The sequence below is a fragment of the Spirosoma soli genome, assembly GCF_042684525.1.
Taxonomy (GTDB): domain Bacteria; phylum Bacteroidota; class Bacteroidia; order Cytophagales; family Spirosomataceae; genus Spirosoma; species Spirosoma soli.
On record NZ_JBHULN010000008.1, the window covers coordinates 103185 to 129697 of the forward strand.

Genomic DNA, 26513 nt, shown 5'->3' on the forward strand with positions numbered 1-26513 from the left:
ACAATCAATGACCCTGTTCTTCCCCTTCTGCCATCACGCCTTCCACGTCTTCGCAGTGCCACATCCGGGCCCGTTTGAAGCCAGCGCGTTGCGTAGGCGAGCCACCCGCTTTTGCTGCGAGCATTTTCTGAATGAGCCGGGCCCGTTCCGCCTGCATCTCGTCGCGCTTCCGATCTTCGTCTTTGAGGCTGAAGTAAATGGCACCGTCGATGATCGTGTACTCCGGCCGGGCGTAAATGGCCAGCGGGTTAGCATTCCAGAGGACCAAATCAGCGTCTTTACCTGCTTTGATGCTGCCCAGGCGATTGTCCAGATGCAGGAGTTTGGCCGGATTAAGCGTTACCATCTTCCAGGCATCTTCTTCGGTCATGCCGCCATACTCGACCGTTTTAGCCGCTTCCTGATTGAGTCGGCGGGCCATTTCGGCATCATCGGAGTTGATGGACACCGTTACGCCCTGGCGGTGCATTAAAGCAGCGTTGTACGGAATGGCGTCTTTCACTTCCATTTTGTACGCCCACCAGTCGGCAAACGACGAACCACCGGCCCCGTGTTTAGCCATCTTATCGGCTAGTTTATACCCTTCCAGAATGTGCGTAAACGTATTGACTGTAAAGCCCAGCGAGTCGGCTACTTTCAGTAGCATGTTGATTTCCGACTGGACGTAGGAGTGGCACGTAATGAACCGCTTTTTAGCCAGAATTTCGGCGAGGGCATCGAGTTCAATATCCCGCCGGGGTGCTACAGCCGTTGCCTTTTCTTTAGCGCTTAACTTATTGTAGGCAGCCCACGACTTAGCGTATTCTTTAGCCCGCGTAAAATGATCCATGTACACCTGCTCAACCCCCATCCGCGACTGTGGGAAACGGGTCAGTACGTTGGGGTTAGGATAGTTCGCCTGTTTTACGTTCTCACCGAGCGCAAACTTGATAAAGCCATCGGCACCTTTGATGAGCATAGCATCGGGGGCTTCGCCCCACTTTAGCTTCACAATGGCCGACTGTCCACCGATGGCATTAGCCGAACCATGCAACAGTTGCGACGTGGTAACCCCCCCGGCCAACTGGCGGTAAATGTTTACGTCTTCTGAATTTACCACATCGGCCATGCGCACTTCAGCCGTGCTCGACTGTGACCCTTCGTTGACGGACAGCAAGGCAATGTGCGAGTGTTCGTCGATGATGCCGTTCGTCAGGTGCTTACCCGTTCCGTCGATTACCGATGCACTGGCTGGAGCCGTCAGCCCTTTGCCCACCTGCGCAATCTTGCCATTTTGCACCAGTACGTCAACGCCCTGCATGACGCCGTCTTTCTCATTCGTCCAGACCGTTGTATTACGGATCAGCATCGTTTGGGGTTGCGGTTTACGGACGTTGCCCATCCCAACAAACGGATACACGATGGTGCTATTGACAGCAGTAGTTGATGTGGCAGTGGTTGATCTCGCTGCAGTTGCCGTCGCCGACGTAGCGGTAGTTGATTGCGGTGCGTCGCCCGTCCGGGTAGCCGACCAGGTCACCATCTTCCCATCGGGGGTTTCGCCATCGCCACTAAAGGTCGTCGGGTTTGTCCGGTAACCGGTTAAGCGTGTGGTTCCTGCCGCCCTCTTATCTAGCTGGGTCTGGATCGAAATGAGGTCGCCAGAAACGGCAACTTTAGGAGTGATTTTAGCGGTGTCAGCCAGAATCTGGTATTCAAGTTTGTCGGCCGATTTGCCGGTTATGTTCAGTTTCAGGTCAGTCCGTGTCCCGATCGTGAGCTTCCAGCTCCCCCGCAAATCAGCCGCATCTTTCGGATTGACAATGTATTGCTTCCCGTTAATCCAGTTTTCGTAGATCACGTTATCAGCGCTGAACAGATTGCCAGACGTAATGATGAAGTTTGCTACGCTGCCTTTCTTCAGCGTACCTACCTGATCTTCAGCTTTGATCATCCGGGCGGGTACGGTCGTTAAGGCTTCAAGGGCTTTCTGTTCTGGCAATCCGTTCTCAATCGCTTTCCGCAAATTGGCCCAGAAATCGGTTTTAGCTTTTAAACCGGCGGTTGTCAGCGCAAACGGGATATTTGCACCAGCTATCCGACCGGCATTCATCGGGGCCATTTCCCAGTGTTTCAGCTCGGCCATGGTTACATTGTCGGCGTCCCAGGCGTCTTCCACATCATACGCCTGCGGGAAGTTAATTGGCACAATCAACGACGCCCCGGTTGCCTTAATCTCATCCAAGCGCTGGTACTCGTCGCCCGATCCGCGTATGATGTACTGAATACCGAATTCATCGCCAATTTTGTCCGCGCGTAGAACACCCAGCTTATCCGTTACTTCAAAAATGGCGGGCAGCGCCAGTATCTGGTTCAGCGCATCGAGCGACAGATTGGCTTGTTCTTTTTTACCACCTCGTTTGTACCAGTCGGCATCGTACATCGCCTGACGTAATAAGGCCACCGACCCCATCATGGAGTTTGGGTTTACCTGGGTAGATGTGCCTTTGTTGAACGAATAGTGGGCTGTGGCATTCGGTTTCAGCACGAGGGTGTTCTCGCGATCATCGGCCAGGACGACCAGTGCGCCCGTTCCTCGAACGATTCCGTCGTGGTTGTGGGCCAGCACCGACCCAAAGCCCAGCTTCCGAAGCTCATCGGCTTTTTTAGGGTCCGCTTTAAACAATACGCTGGCGTCGTTTTCGGGTTGCACCGCCTGGTTCCAGTAATACGCCCCCTTTTTGTTTGATTCATACTGAGGTGCGCCACCGCCACGGTTACCGCCACCAGCCCCAGGGCCAGCGGTACGCGTTCCGGCTAGGTCAGGCATGCCATAATCCGAATCAATATCGATTAACGCGGGGTAAATCCGTCTGCCTTTCAGATCGGCAATAACGGCTCCAGCTGGTACACTGACGTTACTACCAACCGCTTCTACGTGGCCGTCACGAATCAGCAGGGTAGCATTCTGGAGGGTTGTTTGCGGATCAACGACGATGGTAGCGTTGGTAAAGGCGTATAAACCCGGTCGCTCGTCGAACACACCATTGCGCGGAAATGTCGTTTGAGCTACCGCACAATACGTCAGACCAACGGTTAATAGTCCCGTTAGAAAATGTTTTGTCATGAAGTAGATTGAAAGATAATTGGGTGAAACTCCAAAAATAGACAAGAAATAAAACGAAACGGTCTTTCTGCCAACGTTTATTTTGACAATAAGCCCATCCATAGAACCCAATTAAGAATTTGTTTAGCTTTTGTAAGTCATGGTTTTGATGACTTCATCAGCTGGGCCAGTCGAGTTTAATTTTCCGTCCCGTTTCGGCGGCTTGCAGGATTGCGCCAATAAGTTTCATGTCTTTCCACCCTTCTTCCCCCGAAGCTTCGGGCTTCTTTTTATCCCGGATGGCCTGCATAAACGCATCCAGCTGAGCCGTTTGCTGATACCGGGGCGAAGGCACATCCATCGGTCCTTTACTCGTGATACCCTGGGTACCCGTTGCATTGAACGACGGTTCGAGTTTAAACCAGCCACGTTCGCAGGTCGTGTAAAGCCGATCAACATAAGACGAATACGTTGTGCTGGAATGCGCTACGGCCCCACTCGGAAACTCAAACTGCCAGAACACCGTCTCGTGGATGTCTTTGAAATTGACGTTGTCGAACGTAAACGCCTGGGCGGTTACGCTGATTGGGTCTTCATTAAGTGTTCGGCGGGCTCCCTGAATGGCATAGACACCCAGGTCCATAATGGCCCCTCCCCCACCAATTTTCTTATTCAGCCGCCAGGAATTCGGCCCCGGCACGGTGAAACCCAGCCCCGATTCGATGACTTTAACCGCGCCGAACGTCTTTTCGGCCGCTAGCCGACGCATTTCTAAGTGACGCGGTTCGAAATACAGCCGGTAACCCACCGAGAGCTGCACACCAGCCTTTTCACAGGCCCCAATCATTTGCCGCGCTTCGGTTGCGTTCATGGCCATGGGTTTCTCGCAGATCACGTGTTTGCCCGCCTGTGCCGCACGGATGGTGTATTCAGCATGCATGAAATTAGGCAGCACGACGTAAACAACGTCAATGTCAGGATTATTCCGGATTTGGTCGAACGTCTGGTAATTGTAAATATTCTTTGCGGGAATGTTATAGTTCTCTGCCCATGCCTTCGCCTTGTCGGGCGACCCCGTAACGATGCCCGTCAGGTAACAATTTTGCGTTTCGAGCAGAGCCGGCGCTAACTGACTGGTAGCGTAGTTACCCAGCCCAACCAGGGCCACGCCTAATTTTTTCGGCTTAGGCTCTCCCAGAACAAGATTCGATTGAGTCAATAAGCCACCCGCCGTTAAGGCCAGCGTTTTCAGTGAGTCCCGGCGTGAGATATAGGCGTTCATAGTTTAAAAGGCTGGTTTAGCATATGCAACAAAAAAAGTAGCGCAACTTGAAATTTGCGCTACCATTCATCATTTAACTTCTGTTTATCTTATTCCGCAGCCACAGACCAACCGATTTACAGCGGAGCTACGTTGGGTTGCGGTTGTCCGTTCGGGCTGCTTTCTCCCTTTGGCCCGCGTCGACGCTTCTTTCGGCGCTTGGCTTTTTCGGGCGATTGCCCTTCCGCGCTAACTGGCGACGCTTGGTCTACCGGGTTGGCTAATGTCTTGTCAGGTACCGGGGCGAGTGTTGCCACGCCCTCGGCACGAGGTTTTCCACGGCGTTGCCCATTCCGATTTTCACGCTGTTCACCAGCGGGCTCCGTTCCATGCTGTGGCCGACGGGTATCTTCTCCACGTCGTCCGTCGCGTCCACCCCGGCTGGAGTTGCCTTTTCCTCGACCGCCTTTGCCCCGCAGACCACTAAACCGTCGAGGGTCGAACACGGGCGATTTACCCATGCCCAGTTCTTCAGTAATCGACCGTTTTTCGATGTCACGCTCAATAAGCTTTTCGATGTTAACGATGCGATTCTGATCCTGGTCACTCACGAACGTAATGGCCGTTCCCGTGGTGGCGGCCCGGGCCGTCCGACCAATGCGGTGTACATAGTCTTCGGCATCGCGTGGTATATCGTAGTTGACAACGTGGGTCAGGTTATCGATGTCGATACCGCGCGAAAGCACATCCGTCGCTACCAGAATGGGGAACGCTTTGTTTTTAAAATCACGTAGCACCACCTCACGATCGTCCTGATCCAGATCCGAGCTTATGCCCCGGGCCTCATAACCTAGCTTACTGAGCGCCCTGACAATACCATTCACCTCTGACTTGCGCGATGTGAACAACACCATACTCTGCACGGGCGTAGGGCTGTTTTTGATTAGATGAGCCAATAAAGGCAGCTTCTGACTGTCGTAGGCCAGGTAGAACTGCTGATCGATACCGGCGGCTGGCTTTGAAACCGCCAGACGGATCTCTTCCGGGTCAGTTAAAATTCGTTTGGAAAACTCCCGGATCTTGTTGGGCATCGTCGCCGAAAACAACAACGTTTGTCGTTTCGTAGGCAGCTTAGCCACAATGTTCAGAATGTCGTCGGAGAAGCCCATGTCGAGCATCTTATCAGCCTCGTCGAGCACCAGGTAATCAATCTTATTAAAATTGACGTAGCCGAGTTGCATGTGAGCAATCAGTCGACCGGGGGTGGCAATGATAATGTCGGCGCCGTCTTCGAGCGCCCGCCGTTGCTTATCCCATTCGTCGCCCTTACCACCGCCATAAATAGCGATGCTGGTCGCTTGTACGAAGTAGCCGAAGCCTTCTACCTGCTCGTCGATCTGCTTGGCCAGCTCACGCGTCGGCACCAGAATTAATGTACTGGTGTGGTCGTGGTCAGCGTGGGAGATGCGGTCGAGGAGTGGAATCAGGTAAGCGGCCGTTTTACCGGTGCCGGTCTGGGCGCTGGCCACGAGGTCGCGCCCTTCGAGGATTTTGGGAATGGCCATCTCCTGAATCGGAGTGGCCTTTAAGTAGTTCATGGCGTCCACACCGGCCAGCAGGTCGTCGTGGAGATTAAATTCGGAAAATGTCAAGGTAACAGCTGGTGAAAGTGATGAAACGCTGACCTTAACATCCTGGTCAGCCTGTAGTCGATACGGCGCGGGGTGCGGTGCCCCGCCGGGACCCGTGCCATCCGATTGATTTGAAAACAAATATATATTAAACAACGATATTTCCTATTCCTTCGTTCGCCGTCATCAATTATGAGCATACCCAAATAGATAAATGGACGAGCGCCTGAATTCACTGGGCGTAATTTCAACTTTTTTCTAAAGAACTGGTTAAAATTAGGCTAGTCCGCAAAGCCAGTGTGTTAGCGAATCTGACGTAGGGTGAAATCTGTCCGAGCCAGTAGGGTCTTACGTTCTTCCGATAAGCGATTTTTAATGAGCCCCAACCCAAACTAACCCGATGGGTGCCAAAGGCGTGGGTGAAATCGCGCTGATCGGTTTTGCTGGTGCGGTAGCCAATGCGGTCTTCAACGCCACAGGTTAGCGCGTCCGTGATTTACCCATTACCCCCGATAAGCGGCTGCGTGTTGTTTAAAAAAAGATTAGACGGTAGCGCTATTTAGTAAGTGTGTTATAATAGTCAACGAAACAAAAAAGAAGCAATGATTGCGACAAAAGGCTATGCCGCCCAAACGAAAGATTCGGGCCTGGCTCCCTGGGATTTTCAGCGCCGAGAACTGGGGGCTCACGATGTTCAATTCGATATTACTTACTGCGGGGTCTGTCATTCAGACATTCACCAGGTGCGGGGCGAATGGGGTAACAGCATGTATCCTATGGTACCTGGCCACGAAATCGTCGGTCGCGTAGTGGCGGTCGGTTCCCAGGTAAGCAAGTTTAAGGTGGGCGACCTGGCCGGTACGGGCTGTCTGGTAGATTCCTGCCGCGTCTGCGATAACTGCCAGCACGGGTTGGAGCAATATTGCATTAATGGCAACTCTCAGACGTATAATGGACTCGAACAGGATAAGAAGACCCCTACTTACGGCGGCTATTCCAACACGATTGTGGTCCATGAGGATTTTGTACTGCATATTTCCGACAAACTGGATCTGGCTGCTACGGCTCCCTTACTCTGTGCGGGCATTACGACCTACTCCCCCCTACGGCACTGGAAAGTAGGCCCGGGGCATAAACTGGCCGTTGTGGGCCTGGGAGGTCTGGGACACATGGGCGTAAAATTTGGGGTGGCGTTTGGGGCCGAAGTGACTGTACTGAGCACCTCACCCAAGAAAGAAGCCGATGCAAAAAAACTCGGTGCCCATAAATTCGTGGTCACCAGTGACCCGGCCCAGCTCGAATCGGTCAGAGGCTATTATGATTTCATTCTGGACACCGTCTCCGCCGAGCATGATTACAATGAGTATCTGTCATTGCTTAAAACCGACGGTGTACATATCTGCGTGGGTGCTCCACCTACCCCGTCCGCTTTACTGGCCTTCAGCCTGATTCCGGGCCGGAAAAGCATTGCGGGATCGAGTATTGGCGGGCTTCCCGAAACGCAGGAAATGCTGGACTTCTGCGCCGAACACAATATTGTGTCAGACATTGAGATGATCAACATCAACGATATTCACTCCGCTTACGACCGAATGCTGAAAGGCGATGTGCGCTATCGGTTTGTGATCGATATGGCAACGCTGTAGTGTTCGGACATCATCAGCCGAGCCTTACTGTCGTAGTCAGCAGGGTTTGTTGAGAACCCAATTTTTTTATGCCTAGTGGCAGCTGTTTTTGTCCGTGAGCAATCCAACAGACTGTAACGACATTTTCGCCCGGATGCAGGCAGGAGAACCACTTCGTTAGGATGATCCTGACTATGCCCGGTTCGGAGAGGTCGTTTCTCGTACCATCCAATTATGCGTCGAGATGAATACAACGGCCACCAACGTTGATCAGGTACGAAACCGGTTGAGTGAAATTATTGGAACGGAGGTGAACCCGTCGACAACGGTGTTCCCTCCGTTTTACACCAACTTTGGCCGGTCGATTCGTTTGGGTAAAAATGTGTTTATCAACCATGCCTGCTCTTTCCTGGATATTGGCGGCATCACCATTGACGACGATGTGATGGTTGGCCCCCGGGTCAATCTGACGTCCGAAAATCACCCAATTGACCCTACCGACCGCCCAACAGTCATTCCCAGGCCAATTGTCATTAAACGAAACGCCTGGATTGGCGCGGGAGCTACCATTTTGCCGGGTGTTACCATTGGCGAAAGCCCGATTGTGGCGGCTGGCGCCGTGGTAAGTAGGAACGTACCGTCTAATACCGTACGTAGTAACTGGCGTACCGGCAAAAGTTGTCAAGACGTTGTAAAAGCCAGCGGATGCAGAGGCTATGCGTCCGCAAAAGCGGTCGAAAATCGCCTGCCCGTTAGCCCGGCTCTTTGTTTGGTTCTGGCCACTATCTACCCTAGGCCTAAACAATCCGAGAAGCACCTTGCTTACACTTAAAGACGTCCGAAAGCGATGACGACGTACCTTTGCCATCTCGTTCCAATCGCCCATGCTTACGTATAGTTTACCTGCTTTATTCGGTTTAGCCCTGCTGCCTGCGTTTTTATTTGCTCAGATAACCCCACCAACAGCCGCTACGTCACTTGACGACACACTTCAACTCAACGAAGTCGTGGTACGCGGGTATGCCACCAACCGCCGTCTGCTGGAAACTCCGGCCTCTATTAGCCTGTTGACGCGCCGGGATTTAAACCAACGATTTGGTACGCCAACGCTTGTGCCCGCGCTTAACACACTTCCTGGCGTCCGGGCTGATGAGCGGTCGCCGGGCAGTTATCGGCTCGCCATTCGGGGCAGTGCCGTTCGGTCGCCGTTCGGTGTGCGGAACATTAAGACCTACTGGAACGAGATTCCCCTAACCGATGCGGGAGGCAATACGCCCCTCAACGCTCTGGACGTACGGGCGCTGGGCCGCATTGAGGTCATCAAAGGGCCATCGGGCAGCTTATACGGCGCCGGAACGGGCGGCACCATTTTGTTCAGTGGTTTAGCCGTGCCGCCGGGTCAGACCAGCATTGAACTATCAGCGCTGGGTGGTAGCTATGGGCTATATGGCAACGGGGTCGCGGTGCAAACGGGCAAGAACAATTCAGCGATTTCGATCAGCTACAACCATTTGCAAAGCGACGGCTACCGCGATCAGAGTGGCCTAGTACGCGATAACCTGAGTTTGACCGGCTCGTTTACTGTCAGCGAAAAACGTACTGTGTCTATTCTTGGCCTGTATTCAGACCTGCATTATCAGACGCCGGGAGGACTCACGTTGGCTCAGTTTCAGGCCAACCCACGGGCGGCTCGCCCAGCCACCGCTACGCTACCCGGTAGTGTCGAGCAACAAGCCGGCATTTATCAGAAACTAGGCTTTCTGGGGGTGTCGCACGAGTACCGCTGGAACGACCGAATCCAGAATACAACCGTGCTTTACGGATCAACGACCGATTTTGCGAATCCATTTATTACGAACTACGAACGACGGACCGATCAGGGTATTGGCGGGCGAACCATCACCCAGATCCGACTCCCAAACGGGCCGCTACCCACAACCTTCACCGTAGGGGCTGAACTGATCCGCAATTTTACGGTCGACCGCAACTTTGGTAACCGGGGCGGCACAGCCGATACGATTCAAACCGACGAAGAGTTAACGGCTCGCCAATCAACGCTCTTTGCTCAGGCTGAAACGGAACTCCCCGCCCGCTTTAGAGTAACAGCGGGCCTAAGTCGCAACGATGTACGGTACGGCTTCACCCGTTTTCCGACCCAGGCCATTGGCGCACTTCCCGCTACGCTCCTGACCCGCAACTTTTCGCCCGTGTGGCTGCCGCGCGTTGCGCTGGCTCGCACCTTCGGTGAGACTGTATCCGTGTTTGCCAGCATCAGCACGGGCTATTCGGCACCGTCGAGCCAGGAAGTTCGGCCGTCGGCGGGGGGCTTTAACAATACCCTCAACCCAGAGCAAGGCACAAGTTATGAAGTAGGAGTTCGAGGTTCGGCGGTTAATAACAAACTACGCTTTGACGTTGCGGTTTACCAGCTTCAACTGCGCCAGACAATCGTCCGACGATCTAACGAAGCCGGAGCCGAGTTTTTTGTTAACGCCGGCCGGACTGATCAGCAGGGGGTAGAAGCTCAAATTTCGTTCGACTTTCTGTCGCCCACGACCTATGCTTCTGCGACAACGACCGACCGCTCTTTGTTTTCTTTACTACGTCTTTGGCATAGCCTGACGCTCACCAATTACCGATTCCGCGACTATCAGCAGGGCGCCACGGATCTTTCCAACAATCGTCTGCCGGGTGTAGCGCCGACAACGCTCGTAACTGGCTTTGATGCCGAAACCAAACCGGGGCTGTATGCGCACGTGACGTTTCAATTCCTGAATCCGTTCCCACTCAACGACGCCAACACCGTCATGGCCGCTCCCACCCGGTTACTGCAAGCCACGCTGGGTTTTCGGCGGTCGCTGGGGCAGCACTGGACCGTCGACGTTTATGCCAGTGGAGACAACCTCCTGAACCAAACGTATTCGTTAGGCTACGATCTGAACGCCGTTGGTAACCGTTATTACAACGCGGCCCCAACCCGAAACGGCGTGGGCGGCATTCGCATCAGCACAAAATGGTAGAGACTTATTCTTCAGTAGCTATTCTTGTCAGGCGGGCTGAGCTTGCTTCGCTAATACAGCCTCAATGTGGGGCCGTTCATACCGATGATAGAATATGTAGCAGGCAATCTGATTGAGTACAGCCAGCACCAGGCCCACACCCGAGCCCGCCATTAGAGCCGCTCCGTAGGCGGGTAGTTGTCCAACACTGTACATAGGGTTGTTCAGGTATTTATAAGGTCCTTCGGCAACAAATGGCTTGAAGAAACGGCCGTAGTACATATCCAGGTAATAATAAGCCTCGCGACCGATGAGCAGATACGACCAGGTGTTCACGACCAGCCCGAGGCTTATCAATAACCAACCGATAACTAACAGATACGGCTCATAGGGCAACAGAGCCTCTAGGCCGATAAAATGCGTTTTGTTTAACAGCAACGAGTAGCTATAACTGCGGTGATAGAAAAATAGCGCCGTTATGAACTCATACCAGTCGCCACCCTGCGCCACACCATACTTGCGTTTTAGCCAGCTTGCTATACCTTGTGCTCCGAAACTGGCCATCAGAAACCACTGACGGGCGATAAAAAAGCTGATCGCATATACTATCGCTCCCGTGGTTGTGACGTTGGCCTGCACAAATGGGTCGAGAATCAAGCTTACAATGATGGTGGCAATGACGATGCCCCGTAACGGTGTTAGTCGATCCAGAATGATACCGGCCGATTCAAGATTGGCTTCGACCAGCCGTACGAACAGGTTTTTTCTTTTCATACTATCGAGACCAGCCTATCAACTTTTTAGTTAAAAATGAGAGCAAATGGCCTACAGATGTTCCGTAAGCGCTGGTAGCGTATGCGCGTTGCATCGTGTGAGCCAACCATTCATCCCCATTCGCTTGTTCGATTGTGTCTCCCTCATTATTTTTCAGTTTCTTACCTCACGAGCAGCTACTGAGCTTTGTTGACCGTATCAAACTTTATCAAATCCTACAGCAACGGCGGATCAAACGGCCAGCCCGTACTAACGATACCTAACCTGCATTTACCACTGGGTATTCACTATTTTCAGGGAGGCAACGGTTCGGGCAAGACTACGTTTTTTCGTACGGTGGCGGGGTTATTACCCTTTTCGGGAGAAATACGGCTCAACGACCAATACGAAGTCAACCGCGACCCGGAAGCGTACCGACTCCGGGTCAATTATGCCGAAGCGGAGCCGCTTTATCCAGATTTTCTGTCAGCACGCGATCTGGCCGAATTTGTGGGGAAAGCCAAACAGGCACCAGCTGGCCAGCTAAACGCCTTAGTTGACGTATTGGGGGTCCGGGCATTCTGGACGCAACCCACGGGCACGTTTTCCAGCGGGATGCTCAAAAAGTTGTCGTTACTTCTGGCGCTGCTCGGCACTCCACAACTGGTCTTGCTGGATGAGCCGCTGACGACTCTGGATGTAGACACGGCCGCGCGTTTGTTCGATTACGTTCGGCAACTTCATACCGACCAGGGTGTATCATTCCTGCTCACCTCGCATCAGGACGTCAGCCTCACCGGTTTACCGATTACGAGTAGCTGGCAGGTGGGCAAGGGTAAAATTGTCTCCGTGTCCTGATCCGCCCATGTTTTTCGTTCTTTACCGCACCCTGGTCCTGCCCTTTTATGTCCGAAACGCCGGTACGTTTCTGGTCGTTGTCCTACTGGCGTTTGGATTCCTGCGGCCCATAGATCACGAAGCCTTGATCACGGGGGCGCTGGGCTCCCCGTTTTTTCTCAGTATTATCATTGGCTTGTGGGGCGTATACACCGTTCGGGTGGTAAGTTTTGTGCGCAGGCAACTAGCCGCTCCTGAGCATCTGTTTCTTCAAACGTTCAGGCTCGTGCCACCCCCTATTCGCTGGCCCTTGTGGTTATTGCTACTGACAGAATTGTTAATTCCGGTTATTGCATACGCTATCTGGATGCTGGCGCGGGCCATTCACTACCAGACCTGGGGACCGTTTGTCGCCATCGTGCTGACCGTTCTCGGATTGATAACGGGGGGTGCATGGGTCGTAGACTATCGGCTCAGGCATCACGTCCACAACGCCCTTCGCCTGCCTCATTTATCGATTCGGTTACCCTACGAACTCTTTTTCCCCACCTACTGGCTTCGTCACGAACCACTATCTCTGTTCTTAACGAAGCTGATTTCCTGCCTGTTGCTGGTGGGAGTCTGCCGACTCTACCCCACCGACGATTACGATCAGCGGCTGTTACTGATTGGGCTGATGCTGGCGCTCATCACCCATTCGCAGGTGAGTCGCCAGCTCAGTGCGTTCGAGCAGCGTTTTTTACTCATTTTACCCAACTTACCCTTATCCCAGTGGCTGCGCCTTGGCCGATACGTCATTACCTACGGCCTTATCTGGCTCCCTGAATTGCTCATACTGTGTCGGAATTGTCCGGCCAAGGTTCGATTGGATTACGTTGGGTGGCTCTGGCTAACCGGCTGGGGTTGGTTACTGCTACTGCACAGCCTGGCGTACGGCCGCGCTATTTCCTCCGAACGCTGGCAAACGGGCGTGTTCTGGGGCTTCATCATTGGCTTGCTGGCCATTATGTTTGGCTTACCCGTCGCTTTATGGCTGCTTATGGGGTGGTTGGGGGCAATAATACTTCAAATGACCAACCGAGCCCGGTCAGGACATTGACTGGTTGTCTCTACAATAATTTTTCGAGTTTCATTTCACCAATCACGATCAGACTAGCGAAAACAGTCCAGATAATGACAGGCAACGTCAGAAATGCCGCCAGTGTTGAAACAGGATACAATTTGTAAACTATAAACGTTGCAAAAAGAATGACCACAATATTACCAATGAGCCCAAACCATAGCGGTGATATATTAGTCAGTTTGGCAAAGCCCAATGTGTAATAGGCATACGTTGCGCATAAGAATGCTAACCCGAAAAGCCACCATTGTAACTTTGGCTGATTGATATCCACAAGCGTGTATCTGGCTATTCCCAGGAGCGTAAAGAGCAAAAACCAAACAATTGGGATCACAAAGCCAGGAGGTTGATACCATAGCTTCGGCATATTGCCACTCTCAAAATTGAGCCCTATAAAAGGAGCCGGTACGTTGACCACTACCAGTATTGCGTAGAATACTAAAATGCTCGTTACAACAGTCCAAGTCATCACGCTTCTAGTTTTCGCCCATTCACGTCAGATTAACAGACTATTAATTGAAGTTGTTCTCAAAAATTCTCTTGCTTAAAGCGGTAAAATCTACCAAAATCAGTAAGTAAGCCTGCCGATATGCTATGACTTACGGCTTCGTCTGGCTCCCTGAGTTACTCATGCTGTCTCGCAACCAGCCGGCCGATGTTCGATTTGATTAGGTTTGGTAGCTCTGGCCAACCAGCCGGGGATGACTGCTGCTGTACAGCCTGGGGTACGACAGCGCGGCTTCATCTAAATGATGGCAATCAGGCGTATCCCAGGGCTTCATCATTAACTCCTCGCTACGTTAAGCGCATGCGAATCCACAGGAGTAATCGCTTACTGGTTAACCATTTCGTTGATTACATGATGCGATTACTCCATAAGCAAGCTCATGTCGCTCACTCGAACAAGTGTAGCAGCCGCGCGGTGGCCTGCTCAAAGGCGGTTTCTCCTAACTCATAGAATTTGACCAGCCCCCGGTCTAAACGAATGCCGTCCCAGACACCCATCCGGTCGCAATGCAGCACCGCATAGCCTGCCAGATCGCCAACTTGATCCTGGATTTCGCTGAGTACTGTCTCCACATCATTGGCAACGCTTTTGCCCCATTCGTTAAGCTCGGTAATGGCAATGACAATGCCGTCAACGGTAAAGCTGTAGCTAGCTCGGTAAGTAATCAGTGGAAAGCTCATCTGACAAATTTATTCTATGTCTATATTCGATAAACTAGCTTTTCAAGGGTCAGTCAGCAAAGGTGGGCAAAAAACTTAGTGAAGCCATTTAAGAAGGTAACGAAGTTATCCTTGGCGAATTGATACTTCTACTTATTCTCTTTCGAAATTTAAGTTATACGACACTTTTTCAATAAGTACAATACCTCCAAAATTGTTAAACCTAGCAACTATTATATTTAAAAACTACCTATTAATCAAACGGTTAACTACACCCTATTGACCCATGTTCATATCGAACACATCGGTTAAAATTTTTATCTGAAATACGTTTACATTTCCCAATGCCCAACATAGTTTCGCCCGTAACGAGCATCCGTTTTTGCCACTCCGGCCAATCCGAATGATCGAATAAGGACGAGCATTGCCGCCTAGCAGAATAGTACATTGACAAGATGGGGCTCCAAGACGGGCAGAAATTATTCCTGGTGGTTTGCTAAAGCCGGATGAGTCGATTCCCTTCGTGCTGTTGTCGTCTGATTCTACGTTAAGTTCAGTTATTGTCAGTAATCATAGCAACCCCGTCAGTCTTATCAGCAAGCGGATCTATTATATGCTGACAATGGGCTTTTTCAGAAGTGTGATTGGCTGAACTACAGCGGCTTGCCTATGGGGATACTGCCCTCAAGCGCCCTATGTTACGCTTGATGATCAGCTTTTCTTTTGCTTACTCGCCACAGCTTGTTTTCCCGCGATGGTAGTGATGACCGTTACCAGTCGATCGAGGTCTTTGGGCGACGTATAGATGTGCGGAGTCACGCGAACACCATGTATGTTCTCCCAGTCGATGCCGACAGTGTGGATCTTGTACTGCCCGAGCAAAGCGGCATCAATCTCGGAGGGCTTCATACCGTCAATCGAAAACAGGGCCACAGCACCAGCGTATTCGGGTTTTAGCGACGTATGAATCTGAACGCCCGGTACCTCACGAACACGTTCGGCCCAGTAGTTTTTGAGGTAGTGCAGCCGGGCGAATTTCCGGGCTGAGCCAATGCTAAGGTGAAAATCAACGGCGGTACCAATGGCCATTTCTGAGGCAAACGAGCGCGTACCAAGTGTCTCAAACTTGCGAATATCCGGTCCGTCCGACTTGTCGTTTGAGAGTAAGGCCCAAACGTCGGGAATGCGATTCTGTTTGATGTACAGCATACCGCTGCCAAAGGGCGCGCACAGCCACTTGTGCAAACTCGTTGCAAAGTAATCGCAGCCAAGATCAGGAATCTTGAAATCGAAATGGGCGAATGAATGAGCTCCATCGGCAATAACAGCAATACCGCGTTTGTGAGCCTCATCGGCAATTTTACGAACGGGTAGCAGTTGCCCAACCCAGTTTACCAGGTGGGTGATGTGTACTACTTTCGTTTTAGGCGTGAAGGCCCGCACGTACTGCTCAACTAGTGCGTCGTCGTTTTCGCTGGGTAGATCCAGGTTTAGGTACACGAGCTTAACACCATCGCGCTTTTCGCGCTGTTTCCAGGCGTTCAGCATGTTTGGGTAGTCCTGTTTGGTTAGCACCACCTCATCACCAGCTTTTAAGTTAAGGCCAAAAATTACGGTATTTAATCCTTCTGTCGAATTACGGTTAATAGCAATTTCTTCGGCCGAGCAGCCCGCCAGATCCGCCAATTTGCTGCGTAAGGCTTCGCGACCCTGGTCCAAAATCCGCCACATGTAATAAGAGGGTGCTTCGTTGGCGTATTGATAGAATCGAATGTGCGCATCCTGCACCACCTTCGGCTGCGGACTAACCCCGCCGTTGTTGAGGTTGAGGAGATTAGGCGATACAGTAAACTCTGATTTAACCCACGACCAGAAATCTTCATCCTGCGCCCATTCAGCGGCCGTTTTCAACCCCGCATCAGCTGCGTGAACGGAACGGGCATGAGTTTCGGGCAAAAAGTTAGGTAGAGCTAGTGCACCAGTTGCTACGGCTCCTGCCTGCCGGAAGAAGGTTCTGCGAGTAGTCATGTGTCAATACGGTTAAAACTAAATAGTATAAAATAAAATTAGCCTTTAAACCTTTAATACCAAATATAATATCCACTAACAGCCTTAAAATGTCATACTATTCACTTCCAGGTATCCCAAACCACCTTCGTTATCTCTGCAATTACCTCCTCTCGGGTAGCCGTATCCGCTTTGGCGTCTGATACAAAAACGGCGATAGCCAGGTGCTGTCCGCTGGGCATGGTAACGATACCAACGTCATTGGTAGCTGCCGTTACACCATCTATAGTCCCCGACCCACCAGTTTTGTGAGCCACTACTGTGCCAGCCGGTAAGAGCCCCTTAATTCGTTTCGGTCCGGTGGGCGATTCTATCATCAGACGTAACAAATGGGTTCGGCTCGCCTTTGATAACCCACGCCCTTCCTGCAACACCCGCAGCAGCGCTACAGCTTCTGTCGGTTTGGCCCAATTCCGATACTGCACAGCATTGTCGCTGCCGATTTCTTTTTCTGTATTCACCACCTGAATGTCCTTTATGCCGAGGCTTTGCAGATACTGCATAACAACTGGCGCTCCACCAACAATTCGCAACAAGACGTCACTAGCCGAACCATCACTTTCCGATACGGCATACCGTAGCAAATCGCTTACACTTGCTTCAGTACCGTTTGGGTATTTGTCCCGCATGGGACTGTGCTGCCGTTCCGAAACGTATTCGCTTTTATCGACCCGAATTGTCTGAGTAAGTGTCAGTTTTCCCTGGTCGACCTGATGTAGTACGGCCATACCAATCGGAAACTTGTAAACGCTTTGCATCGGAAATGGCTCGTCGCCGTGTAGCGTTACGGATTCGCCGGTTTCCAGCACGGTAGCCGCTACGCCTACTCGCCCCTGCGCACGCTGAGTTAGTTGTTCGATCTGATTACGAAGTTTACTGACTGACTGTCGACGACCTGCACGGTTTTCGTTCGGCTGAGCGGACACTACGACAGGCAGATATAAACTGACTAAAATCAATAAACGCATGACAGTAAAGTAGCTGATTTTTACGTGAATGTAGGCGTTCTTCTCATTGATTTTGCTTTGCTCTTAAGAGTTTTCTGTAACGGTAAATGCATTCAATCCTTTATACTTAATGGCCCTTGTTCACGTTACGACTAAGTAACTTACTACTTTTCCTATCAACTTTGTAGGTATATTTTACTAGAAATTTTATACTATTAGTATAGATAACAAGTAGATATTGATAATTTTTTGGTACGTTTAATACATCATTCTCCTTAAGCTAAACCAACTATGATTTCTTATACTAAACACAGAAAGCAACCTCCTCGGGCAGGAGGTACACTTAAAGCTAATGCGTTCGATCAACTGCTACGCCGATATCGCCAGGTAGTAAAAGAAAAGTATTGGCTTCTGAACGAAACTCCCCAAAAACCCGTACAACCTTTTCAGTCCATTTCGCCCCAAAAGTACGTAGACGATATGATTCCGGTATGGGTCGTAGACGACAACCCTGATGTCCACATACTAATGCGGCTCGTCTTTAATCGAATTACGCCCAATGTAACTCCCACTTTTTTTATGGATGGCGATGAGCTCTTAAATCAGCTAGAAACAGCTTCGGTTTTACCGCGGGTTATCTTATTGGATCTTTACATGAAACGAATCGATGGGTTTGACACCCTACGGCACGTACGAACCCATGCTGCCTCTCAGCATTTGCCCGTTGTGATGTTAACGGCTTCGTTGAATGAACACGATCGTCAAAAAGCGTTGTCAATGGGAGCTGATGAGTTTGTGACCAAACCCCTAGCCTTCGACGATACGATTAAGGTGGTTAATCGACTGATTGATCATTGGTTATAAACGCAGCTTCTATTTTCGAAGCCTGATGCAATGAGGAAAGGGCATGTATCACCATGCCCTTTCCTCATTGCTCATAACCCTCCATCCCAGCTACGATTCGCTCAGTAATTTATGAACGCTGATTGGCTTTTGTTTAATGACGCTTACGGTTGTTAGCGGCTAAGCCATTCCAGTCGGTGGGGAAGGCAGGAAAAATCTACAGCGGGGCAACAGTATTTTCAGCTGGCTATCTCCAGGTTCTGACGTATTATAAATCCATTCTCATCAATTCAATCTTATCAAACAATTCACCCACGCCTAATGATGCCCAGAGGATAAAGACACCCAGGGCGATTTTCAGTGCTGACGGAATGGAGAAACCCGTCAGGTTCTTAAGAATAGCGTTTGCCGGTGGGAGGTAAACGAATGCAAGAAAAACGATAAAAATTCCGAAACCCGGATCGTTCCCCCAAAACGTATTTACTACGCCAATTGCCAGAACGACTATACCAACTAGCGAACTGAAGATATTTCCAATAGGTAAGGTGTTATTCATGGTTGTGTTTGTTTAAGGTTTTACGGTACCCGGATCTTATCGTCTGGAGCCTTGTTGTATTCGTTCATGCATTGGTTGAGCGGCTGGCCGTTGTTGTGAATACAATCGCAGAAATTTGCCCCAGCCACCGTGCGGTTGGTATTCTTAAACTGCTTTATGCACTGTGGTAAGGTGTTGCGGGGCTTAATGCGGTAAAGGCTCGGAATGCCCACCACGCAAATAACCACGGCGGCAAATACGCCAGCAAAGAAAAGTGTCGGGAATTTGTTGCTCATGCGCTTAGTCTCGGGTGCGGCAGCCGAAACACGCAGCCGATTAAAGGGCAGAATATATTTCCATTTTTCGTAATTCCAGCAAATCAGATACAGATTCGCCAGCGTCATCAGCGGAGCGGTAAAAAGCGAGCCGTCGAACCGCACGGCATACGTCAGAACGCAAATGTTTAAGATGATCGGAAAATAGAGAAAGGCACCGAGCGTAACCGTGCGCGGAATGAGTAGAAAAATAGCCGCCAGCACTTGCACAACGCCGATAAAGGTGTAATAATAACCCGTATGATGTAAGGCTACGAGATATTGTCCCATCGGGTGATTAGCGGATAGGCCGCTGGCAAAGCGTTCGTCCATAAGCTTCACGATACCCGCCGGAATAAAGCCAGCTGCCAGCGCCAGCCGATTAAAAATAGAGAAAAACCAAAGCCATCTGTTTTGTTTGGCCTGCGCATGAAGCCGGTCAAGTGTTGAAGAAATAGTCATGGGATTTTAGACTTAGCTACCGAGCCAATCACATAGTTACTCGGTAGCTTCTTTTACGGATTGCCGTTTAACGATTATTGATTTTCCTTGGTCAATACCCGCTCCCGACCGTTCCGTTTTTGAATCAGCTGGCTCCCGGCAGCGTCGAACTCAAAAACAATACCGGCACTTTCGATACCAAATTTATCATGGGTTATCGGTTCGAGCGGGATAGCGGATTGTCCGGTCATTTGAACGTAGAGCGTCGCGCCATCTCTGGAAAACGTAAATTTCATGGGAGCTCCTGGGATTGAATAAACCCCGACGTATTTGTCCAGAACGTCGGGGTTGACGGTGATCGCTTCAAAGTCAGGAATTGTAAACGGCTTGTTGTAGTAAATATCGAAAACGCCGTCTATGATTTTGGCTACCGGGTAAACTTTCGCATTCGAGGTGTAGGCGAGGGCCAGTTTTTCTTCCGGCAGATAAACCAACCACGATCCGAAGTTGTCGACTCCGCCCGTGTGCCCGTAGAAAGTCTTGCCATGGTACGTGAAGGTTTGCATGCCTAACGTATTCTGCTTCATCTGATCGAGGCTCTCCTTCGAGACCAGTTTCAGGTTAAAAAGCGTCTGAATGAACGTAGCCAGATCGGCCGGTGTCGAAATCAGGGCACCCGAGCCGAACAAAAGACTGGCGTGCGTTTGGGGTTCCTGTTTCCAGTCTAAGTAATACCGATAAGAAAAACATTCGTTTTTATTCACATCGATGTTTCCCATGGCGAGGTAGGTATCCTTGAGCCCAATCTTCGACGTGATTCTTTCCTGTAGGGCTTCCTGGTAGGATTGACCGGTTAACTTTTCGATGAGCATACCCAGAAGCTGAAAACCGGTATTGCTGTAAGCATCCTTTGCATCCGGCTCAAAATCAGGTTTGCTGTTGACGACTAAGGCAAGCAATTCATCTTTCGTCATTCCATCCAGCCGCCGGGTTCGGAACTCCCGATCCCCGCTTACCTCATGGATACCACTGCGGTGCGCAAGTATGTGGGCTATCGTAATTTTATTGGCGTTGGGCACCTGCGGAAAGAATTTGTCGAGGTTGTCCGTCAGCTTCAGTTTTCCTTCTTCAACGAGCTGAAAAATCATTACTGCGGTGAACATCTTTGTGACTGAACCGACCCGGTACCTGCTCGACCGAGTCAACAGTTTCTTTTCGGTTCCGTTAATCTGGCTGTAGCCAATGCTACGGGCGTAAAGCATCTGGCCATCTTTAGTGATGGTCAGACTCCCCATCGCCTTGTTTTTCTCGGCGAGCCGGTCGAAAAATTGGTCAAGTTTGGCTTTATCGAGCGTCTGTGCGTAGCCTGGGGTAAATAAGGCCAGTGACAGTAAAGCGGTGAATACTATTCTCATCTTTATACGTTTGAATAATAGCGAATGTGTCATTCTATGGCTCGTTTGGGACTACCTGAAGCGTTTGCCTGTTGACATGAGACCTTTGTGAGTTGTTTTTCGGCTCATTCTTTAGTGCTACTTGCGGCTGGTCTGGTCGCTCAGCCGGGTGAATTTGATGTTACGCACAACCGGATTACTCAAGTCGAGGGCCACGACCTTGCCGTCTTTGTCCCGACGAAAGCGCACCAAGATCCCCATAAACTGAAACGCATCACCATCAATGGGTTTAAGCTCTAAACTCTTAGCTGGCGAATGTTCGAGACGCATTATCAGGCCGTCTTCCTTCGGTTCTATTTGCAATACGCTCCCAATCTCATCGCTGCCAAACCGCCCGGCAAAAGCGTGTAGTTCATCTGGTCTGGGGGCGTAAAGCTGAGCACGCCGATACCGGGTCGTCTTGCCTTCTATGGACTTCAATTCGAACCGGTCTTGCGATAGGAAGTAGACCTCAAACTCGTCGCCCGACATAAATTCTAAGACGGCGCCCCAACGTTTGAAGCGGTCTTTCGCCTGCGCCACGAGGGCGGGGCCACCTGCCACGCGCAGTCTACCCTGATCCACGACCAAGCGGAGCGGCTCGGCGGTACCCTCCTTAAAGAACAATCCCACCTTGCTGTTCAAGTCGAGTCCCGCGGGGTCGACACCTTCGGCAGCGATTGGCGGCAGATTGCTATCAGCGCCTTGCGCTCCGGTGGCGGGCACGTATAGCCTAAAGATGCGGTGAGCAAGCGCCGTCGTGCTCATGGCGTCTGAATTGCACAGAATGGCAATGGAAAGACCTCGCTCGGGATAGCGACCCAGCCATGTGCTGTAACCGCCAGCGCCACCGGTGTGCCTCACCTCTCTGAGGCCTTGGTAGGTTTCGAAAGACAGGCCGCGGGAATAGCCCAGCTTCCTGCCGTTGTTCAGCGTTGCCGGTTCGTGAAGCTTTTCAGTGACGTACTGGCCGAGACGGCTGTTTGTCAGCGCGTCGTTCCAGATCAGGAGGTCGTCCGCCGTGGTGAGCAGAGCGCCACCACCGCCCCGGTCATTATCGAGTTTCATCGCCGTCTTCCAACCGTTTCGGTCCTTCTCGTACGCGAGTGAGCGATTCTTAACAATCTCGCGCAGGTTAGTGTGGTAGGCGGAATTCTTCATACCGAGCGGCTCGAACAGGCGCTTACGGGTGAATTCGTCGAACGACATCCCGCTCACACGGGCGACAATCTCTTTGAGCAGCACATAGCCGCTGTTTGAATACGACCATTCATCGCCGGGCACGAAATTAAGAGCACGCTGGCGGAGGGTCAAGGTTAGGGCATCCTCGTTCCCCGCCGTTAAGGGCAAAATCCCGGTCCAGTCCCGGATGCCGCTGGTATGGGTGAGTAAATGGTCTATCGTGATCTTATGGCCGTAGTCGGGCAGTTGTGGAATGTGTTTGCGGACATCGTCAGAAAGAGAAAGTTTTCTTTCTTCAACGAGAAGCAGGATTGCTGCGGCAACAAACTGTTTCACAACCGATCCGGCATCAAAGATTGAACTTGGGTTTAATGGCAGGTCGCGTTCGAGATCAGCAGATCCGTAAGCACGGCTCACCACCACTTTTCCGTTCTGCGAAACGGCGCATACGCACCCTGGGGTAGCTGACGTTGCCCAACCGAAGATCTTGTCAATCTCACTGGTTTTGTCCTGTGCGTAGACAGTTGTACCCATAAACAAGGCAATGAACACAGGCACTGCTGGGTGCAAAAAGGGGATTCGCTCAGCCTTGCCACAAAACCCCCTACGGTCAATCATTCCCTGGATAATAATGAACATTGTAATTTTTGGTACGCTAGCATCGTTCGAATCCGTTTTAAAGCGGTTAGTAATTTTTATTCTCATATGGTTTGTATTTTGAAAAAAGTGATGGTGTAACACGAATATTACCCGCCAAAAAGTACTTTGTCTTACAAAGTTCATGGGTAAAAAAACAGGCTTGACATATTTTCATTGCTAGTCTTATTGGCATACCCCCTTTGACTGGGCCAAAAATCACTCCCAAAAGCGTTCTCGGTAACGATACATACGTCCTGAAATAGTCTAGCTTGGTAGAGCTCGTGATTAGCTGGGTAGTTCTAGGTTGACTAGTTACTGGCGTTATTAAATAGCTCATCGTCTAAGTCTTCAAAAGTACTTTGTAAAGCAAAGTACATAATTACAAAAATGATATCCAAAGCAACAGCTGATTTTTTATTGGATTTATAAATTACGCTTGCCTTCTTGAACGCAGTTTGTATCAGTAGTCCTGAAAACGAGACTACGTTTTTTTATACAGCTTTCAGGATATCCAGATTTGGTGCGTATAATAATGCGTCCACAGGCCGTTTACTTGTTTAAGAAAGACTAAACCACCGCTGCCACACCGACTACCACAGTAATGGGCATAATAGAACATAGCGGTGTGCCCGTCGGGCGAGTAAGTAATTTGCGACAGGACATTGTAGTAGGGCTCAATCGGAATAGCGTCAAATCGGGCAAGTTTTTGGAAAAGCACAAGTGGGTCATCACTGCGGATCGTGTCACGAGTTTGTTGTCTGTGCCGCTCGGCATCCGTTGGCCAGCTGTAAACAGGCATAACCCGGAACTGTGTTTTGTCAAGAAGCAGCGTGTCAGACGTGTCAAGCGTATTAAAACGTAACAGCAGCTGACGCCATTCGGACGCTTGCAAAGTATCTTCCCAGATCCACAATGAATCGGACGGTGGCCGCCTGTTCCTTAGTTCAGCCGGAGTCAAGCGCGGCTGGTACCAGATCTTAAGATTTTTTATTCGGTAGATGGGGACTGTTTTCGGGAGCAGATAAAACCGGTTATCTCGCCCATACGATTTCGTAGGCAAACCAGCCTCATACACAGCATAATCAGCTTTTGGAACCCTCGGCTGGGCGTAGACAGTTTGGCAAGCTGTAACCAATACAACAAACACTGTAAACCGATTCATTTCTATGGTAGAGCACGGGCAACGACGTTGCCCGTGCTCTCGTGCTATAAATTTCCTTTACGAAGCTCCTCTACAGCATGATTCGCGGCTCGGGCCGTTATGGCCATGAAAGTCAGCGATGGGTTTTGGGTTGAGGTTGAGGTCATGCAAGCCCCGTCCGTGACAAACACGTTTTTGCAGGTATGGAATTGATTCCACTTATTGAGTAGTGATGTTTTGGGGTCTTTCCCCATCCGAACACCACCCATTTCGTGAATATCGAGGCCCGGCGCTTTATCAGGTTTGTCGTGAGTCTGGATGTTAGTAAAGCCCGCAACGGTTAACATTTCAGTCATCTGCTCGTGGAAATCACGAATCATCTTTTCGTCGTTTTCGTCGTAAGCTACCGAGACGCTGAGTTGTGGAATGCCCCAGGGATCGACCAAATTTGGGTCTAACGCTACGTAGTTGCTTTCTTTGGGAATCGTCTCACCCATCATGTGTGAACCCACGCGCCAGTTACCATACTTGGGCTGCATCAAACTTGCTTTCAACTCCTCGCCTATGCCTGCCGTATCGGCGTGGGTCATGCGACTAGAACCAAACCCGGCTGCGTAGCCTCGCAAAAAGTCGGTTTCCTGCTTGAATACGTTGCGGAAGCGGGGAATATAACTACTGTTGGGACGAATACCTTCGGTGGTTGTGTCCAAAAAACCTTCATATTCGGCCGAAATCGTGGTCCGGAAGTTGTGAAACGCTACGTACTTGCCTAGCAGGCCGTTGTCATTACCGAACCCGTTGGGGAAGCGGCTTGATTTTGAGTTCAGAAGAATCAGATTACTGTTCAGGCAGGCAGCATTAACAAATATGATCTTGGCGTAATATTCCGTCATCTGTTTAGTGTGCGCGTCGATCACCCGCACCCCGGACGCCCGGCCGGATTGCACCGGCGCACCGGTCGGCCCGGCTTTCTTTTCGTCAAAAATAATCGAGTGCACCACCGAATCGGGCTGGAGTGTCAGCTTACCGGTTTTAGCCGCCCAGGGCAGCGTCGACGAATTACTGCTGAAATAGCCCCCGTATGGACAGCCCCGCTGGCATAAGGAGCGGTTTTGGCACTGCGCCCGGCCCTGCTGGTAGTGGATAGGTTGCGGTTTGGTCAGGTGCGCGCAACGGCCAATGATGATGGGCCGCGTCCCTTTGTACTGCTTGGCCATTTGCTCGGTAAAGTATTTCTCGACGCACGATTGCTCATGGGGTGGCAGAAACTCTCCATCGGGCAGTTGAGCCAGACCGTCTTTGTTACCTGATATACCCGCAAACTTTTCGACGTAACTGTACCAGCGTTCTATTTCTTTGTAAGTAATGGGCCACTCGACGGCAAATCCGTCGCGCGCTGGCCCGTCAAAATCATATTGTGACCAACGTTGGGTGCCCCGCGCCCACATCAGCGATTTCCCACCAACCTGATAGCCCCGAATCCAGTCAAAAGGCTTCTCCTGCACGTAGGGATGCTCGGCATCTTTGACAAAAAAATGACTGGCGTCCTCTCGGTTTGCATAACATCGACTGGCAATAGGGTTAGCATCCAGGTATTCTTTTGACAACTGCCCGGCATGAGGAAACTCCCAGGGCTGCATCATCGTGGTGGGATAGTCAGTAATGTGCTTTACGTCGCGGCCGCGCTCCAGTACCAGCGTACGTAAACCTTTACCAGTTAACTCTTTGGCAGCCCAGCCACCGCTAATTCCCGAACCAATAACAATGGCATCGAATGTGCGGGCTTTAACCGAATCTATATTTAAGAATGACATAGCGTTAGGAAGAACAGATGGAAGAAAGTTACCGGGTACCGTTCACGGCTATTTTAGGCACAGGCGCGCAGCCGCGATAGAACCCAGGTGCCATAACATACTTCTCTACATTAACCTTATAAAATTCTGAGTTGGTATAGCCCCAGATGGTCAGGCGCTTGGTCATATCGACGAATGCCTTGCCAGTGGGGTCGGTAGATGCCGTAAGTCTGGCCAGGACGTCCTTACGTTGGGTGGCATCGCAATCAGCAAACGACTTGGTATATGTTTGCTGAGCAGTAGCATCCGTCAGGGCTAGCCCCTGTTGCAACATCGTCTGGGCTGACTGATCGTAGCAGTCCTTAATTATACGTAGCGCAAACTGGTGTACAAAGAGCCCCTTGGCACCGGGCGTATCGGTTTGAGGAATGAAGGTCTCCACAATTTCACCAAGTAGCATTTCTTCATCGAACGATACAGTGGCCACCCTGCCAATTGAGTCGGGGGTCCAGCTGGAAGCCCAGGCCGGTAGCGTGATTAACCCACCCATACCTATGGCCATATTTTTCAATAAAGAACGTCGTTGCATAGTACGCTAAGAAGTTAAATACAATTGTAAAGCTGTGCTTAGTAGTCTGAGCACGTTGATAAGATTATACGTAAAAGACAGGTCAGCTAGTAGTCCTACTAATGACTATTA

General features: G+C 50.8%; 20 protein-coding genes and 1 pseudogene. 6 read left to right on the forward strand and 15 right to left on the reverse strand.

The window, feature by feature from the left end; translation table 11 throughout:
- Positions 1–4: 4 nt before the first annotated feature.
- From ACFSUS_RS14500 to ACFSUS_RS14510, 3 genes are all read right to left on the reverse strand, one after another.
- On the reverse strand, positions 5–3106 hold the full coding sequence (locus ACFSUS_RS14500; protein ID WP_381523733.1) for an amidohydrolase family protein: 3102 nt from the start codon (positions 3104–3106) through the stop codon (positions 5–7).
- 157 nt (positions 3107–3263) lie between these two features.
- Positions 3264–4367: a Gfo/Idh/MocA family protein gene (locus ACFSUS_RS14505; RefSeq protein WP_381523734.1), complete on the reverse strand. Its 1104-nt coding sequence runs from the start codon at positions 4365–4367 to the stop codon at positions 3264–3266.
- A gap of 116 nt (positions 4368–4483) precedes the next feature.
- The gene (locus ACFSUS_RS14510; protein ID WP_381524049.1) at positions 4484–5944 is read right to left on the reverse strand and encodes a DEAD/DEAH box helicase; all 1461 of its coding nucleotides are present in this window, start codon (positions 5942–5944) and stop codon (positions 4484–4486) included.
- A gap of 635 nt (positions 5945–6579) precedes the next feature.
- Here ACFSUS_RS14510 and ACFSUS_RS14515 point away from each other — a divergent pair.
- From ACFSUS_RS14515 to ACFSUS_RS14525, 3 genes and pseudogenes are all read left to right on the forward strand, one after another.
- A complete protein-coding gene (locus tag ACFSUS_RS14515) occupies positions 6580–7623 on the forward strand; it encodes an NAD(P)-dependent alcohol dehydrogenase (protein WP_381523735.1) in 1044 nt (347 codons plus the stop codon).
- A 133-nt stretch (positions 7624–7756) separates the two neighbouring features.
- A pseudogene (locus ACFSUS_RS14520) lies at positions 7757–8297 on the forward strand (sugar O-acetyltransferase).
- Between the two features lie 189 nt (positions 8298–8486).
- Complete coding sequence (locus tag ACFSUS_RS14525) at positions 8487–10622, forward strand: TonB-dependent receptor (RefSeq protein WP_381523737.1); 2136 nt, start codon at positions 8487–8489, stop codon at positions 10620–10622.
- A gap of 27 nt (positions 10623–10649) precedes the next feature.
- Here ACFSUS_RS14525 and ACFSUS_RS14530 read toward each other — a convergent pair whose 3' ends face one another.
- On the reverse strand, positions 10650–11375 hold the full coding sequence (locus ACFSUS_RS14530; RefSeq protein ID WP_381523738.1) for a PEMT/PEM2 family methyltransferase: 726 nt from the start codon (positions 11373–11375) through the stop codon (positions 10650–10652).
- A gap of 186 nt (positions 11376–11561) precedes the next feature.
- Here ACFSUS_RS14530 and ACFSUS_RS14535 point away from each other — a divergent pair, with 186 nt between their 5' ends.
- Entirely contained in the window at positions 11562–12212 is a 651-nt protein-coding gene (locus ACFSUS_RS14535) for an ABC transporter ATP-binding protein (protein ID WP_381523739.1), read from the forward strand.
- A 7-nt stretch (positions 12213–12219) separates the two neighbouring features.
- Positions 12220–13290 (forward strand): hypothetical protein, encoded by a 1071-nt coding sequence (locus tag ACFSUS_RS14540; protein WP_381523741.1) that lies wholly within the window; start codon positions 12220–12222, stop codon positions 13288–13290.
- Between the two features lie 10 nt (positions 13291–13300).
- Here ACFSUS_RS14540 and ACFSUS_RS14545 read toward each other — a convergent pair whose 3' ends face one another.
- From ACFSUS_RS14545 to bla, 4 genes are all read right to left on the reverse strand, one after another.
- Positions 13301–13780 (reverse strand): tryptophan-rich sensory protein, encoded by a 480-nt coding sequence (locus tag ACFSUS_RS14545; RefSeq protein WP_381523743.1) that lies wholly within the window; start codon positions 13778–13780, stop codon positions 13301–13303.
- A 425-nt stretch (positions 13781–14205) separates the two neighbouring features.
- Positions 14206–14499: a hypothetical protein gene (locus ACFSUS_RS14550; protein ID WP_381523745.1), complete on the reverse strand. Its 294-nt coding sequence runs from the start codon at positions 14497–14499 to the stop codon at positions 14206–14208.
- A 690-nt stretch (positions 14500–15189) separates the two neighbouring features.
- On the reverse strand, positions 15190–16506 hold the full coding sequence (locus ACFSUS_RS14555) for an aminotransferase class V-fold PLP-dependent enzyme (protein ID WP_381523747.1): 1317 nt from the start codon (positions 16504–16506) through the stop codon (positions 15190–15192).
- A 101-nt stretch (positions 16507–16607) separates the two neighbouring features.
- Entirely contained in the window at positions 16608–17513 is a 906-nt protein-coding gene (gene bla / locus ACFSUS_RS14560; RefSeq protein WP_381523749.1) for a class A beta-lactamase, subclass A2, read from the reverse strand.
- Positions 17514–17783: 270 nt separating this feature from the next.
- Here bla and ACFSUS_RS14565 point away from each other — a divergent pair, with 270 nt between their 5' ends.
- Entirely contained in the window at positions 17784–18356 is a 573-nt protein-coding gene (locus tag ACFSUS_RS14565; RefSeq protein WP_381523751.1) for a response regulator, read from the forward strand.
- 247 nt (positions 18357–18603) lie between these two features.
- Here ACFSUS_RS14565 and ACFSUS_RS14570 read toward each other — a convergent pair whose 3' ends face one another.
- The 7 genes from ACFSUS_RS14570 to ACFSUS_RS14600 all read right to left on the reverse strand — a co-directional run bounded on the left by ACFSUS_RS14570 (position 18604) and on the right by ACFSUS_RS14600 (position 26402).
- Positions 18604–18891 (reverse strand): hypothetical protein, encoded by a 288-nt coding sequence (locus tag ACFSUS_RS14570; RefSeq protein ID WP_381523753.1) that lies wholly within the window; start codon positions 18889–18891, stop codon positions 18604–18606.
- A 20-nt stretch (positions 18892–18911) separates the two neighbouring features.
- Positions 18912–19646, reverse strand: coding sequence for a DoxX family protein (locus ACFSUS_RS14575; protein ID WP_381523755.1), 735 nt, complete (start codon positions 19644–19646; stop codon positions 18912–18914).
- A gap of 74 nt (positions 19647–19720) precedes the next feature.
- Positions 19721–21040 (reverse strand): serine hydrolase domain-containing protein, encoded by a 1320-nt coding sequence (locus ACFSUS_RS14580; protein ID WP_381523757.1) that lies wholly within the window; start codon positions 21038–21040, stop codon positions 19721–19723.
- A gap of 117 nt (positions 21041–21157) precedes the next feature.
- On the reverse strand, positions 21158–23023 hold the full coding sequence (locus ACFSUS_RS14585; RefSeq protein WP_381523759.1) for a serine hydrolase: 1866 nt from the start codon (positions 23021–23023) through the stop codon (positions 21158–21160).
- A gap of 358 nt (positions 23024–23381) precedes the next feature.
- Positions 23382–24041, reverse strand: coding sequence for a hypothetical protein (locus ACFSUS_RS14590; RefSeq protein WP_381523761.1), 660 nt, complete (start codon positions 24039–24041; stop codon positions 23382–23384).
- A 44-nt stretch (positions 24042–24085) separates the two neighbouring features.
- Positions 24086–25834 carry a GMC oxidoreductase gene (locus tag ACFSUS_RS14595; RefSeq protein ID WP_381523763.1) on the reverse strand — a complete coding sequence of 583 codons (1749 nt, stop codon included), beginning with the start codon at positions 25832–25834 and terminating at the stop codon, positions 24086–24088.
- A gap of 28 nt (positions 25835–25862) precedes the next feature.
- A complete protein-coding gene (locus ACFSUS_RS14600; protein ID WP_381523765.1) occupies positions 25863–26402 on the reverse strand; it encodes a gluconate 2-dehydrogenase subunit 3 family protein in 540 nt (179 codons plus the stop codon).
- Positions 26403–26513: the final 111 nt, after the last annotated feature.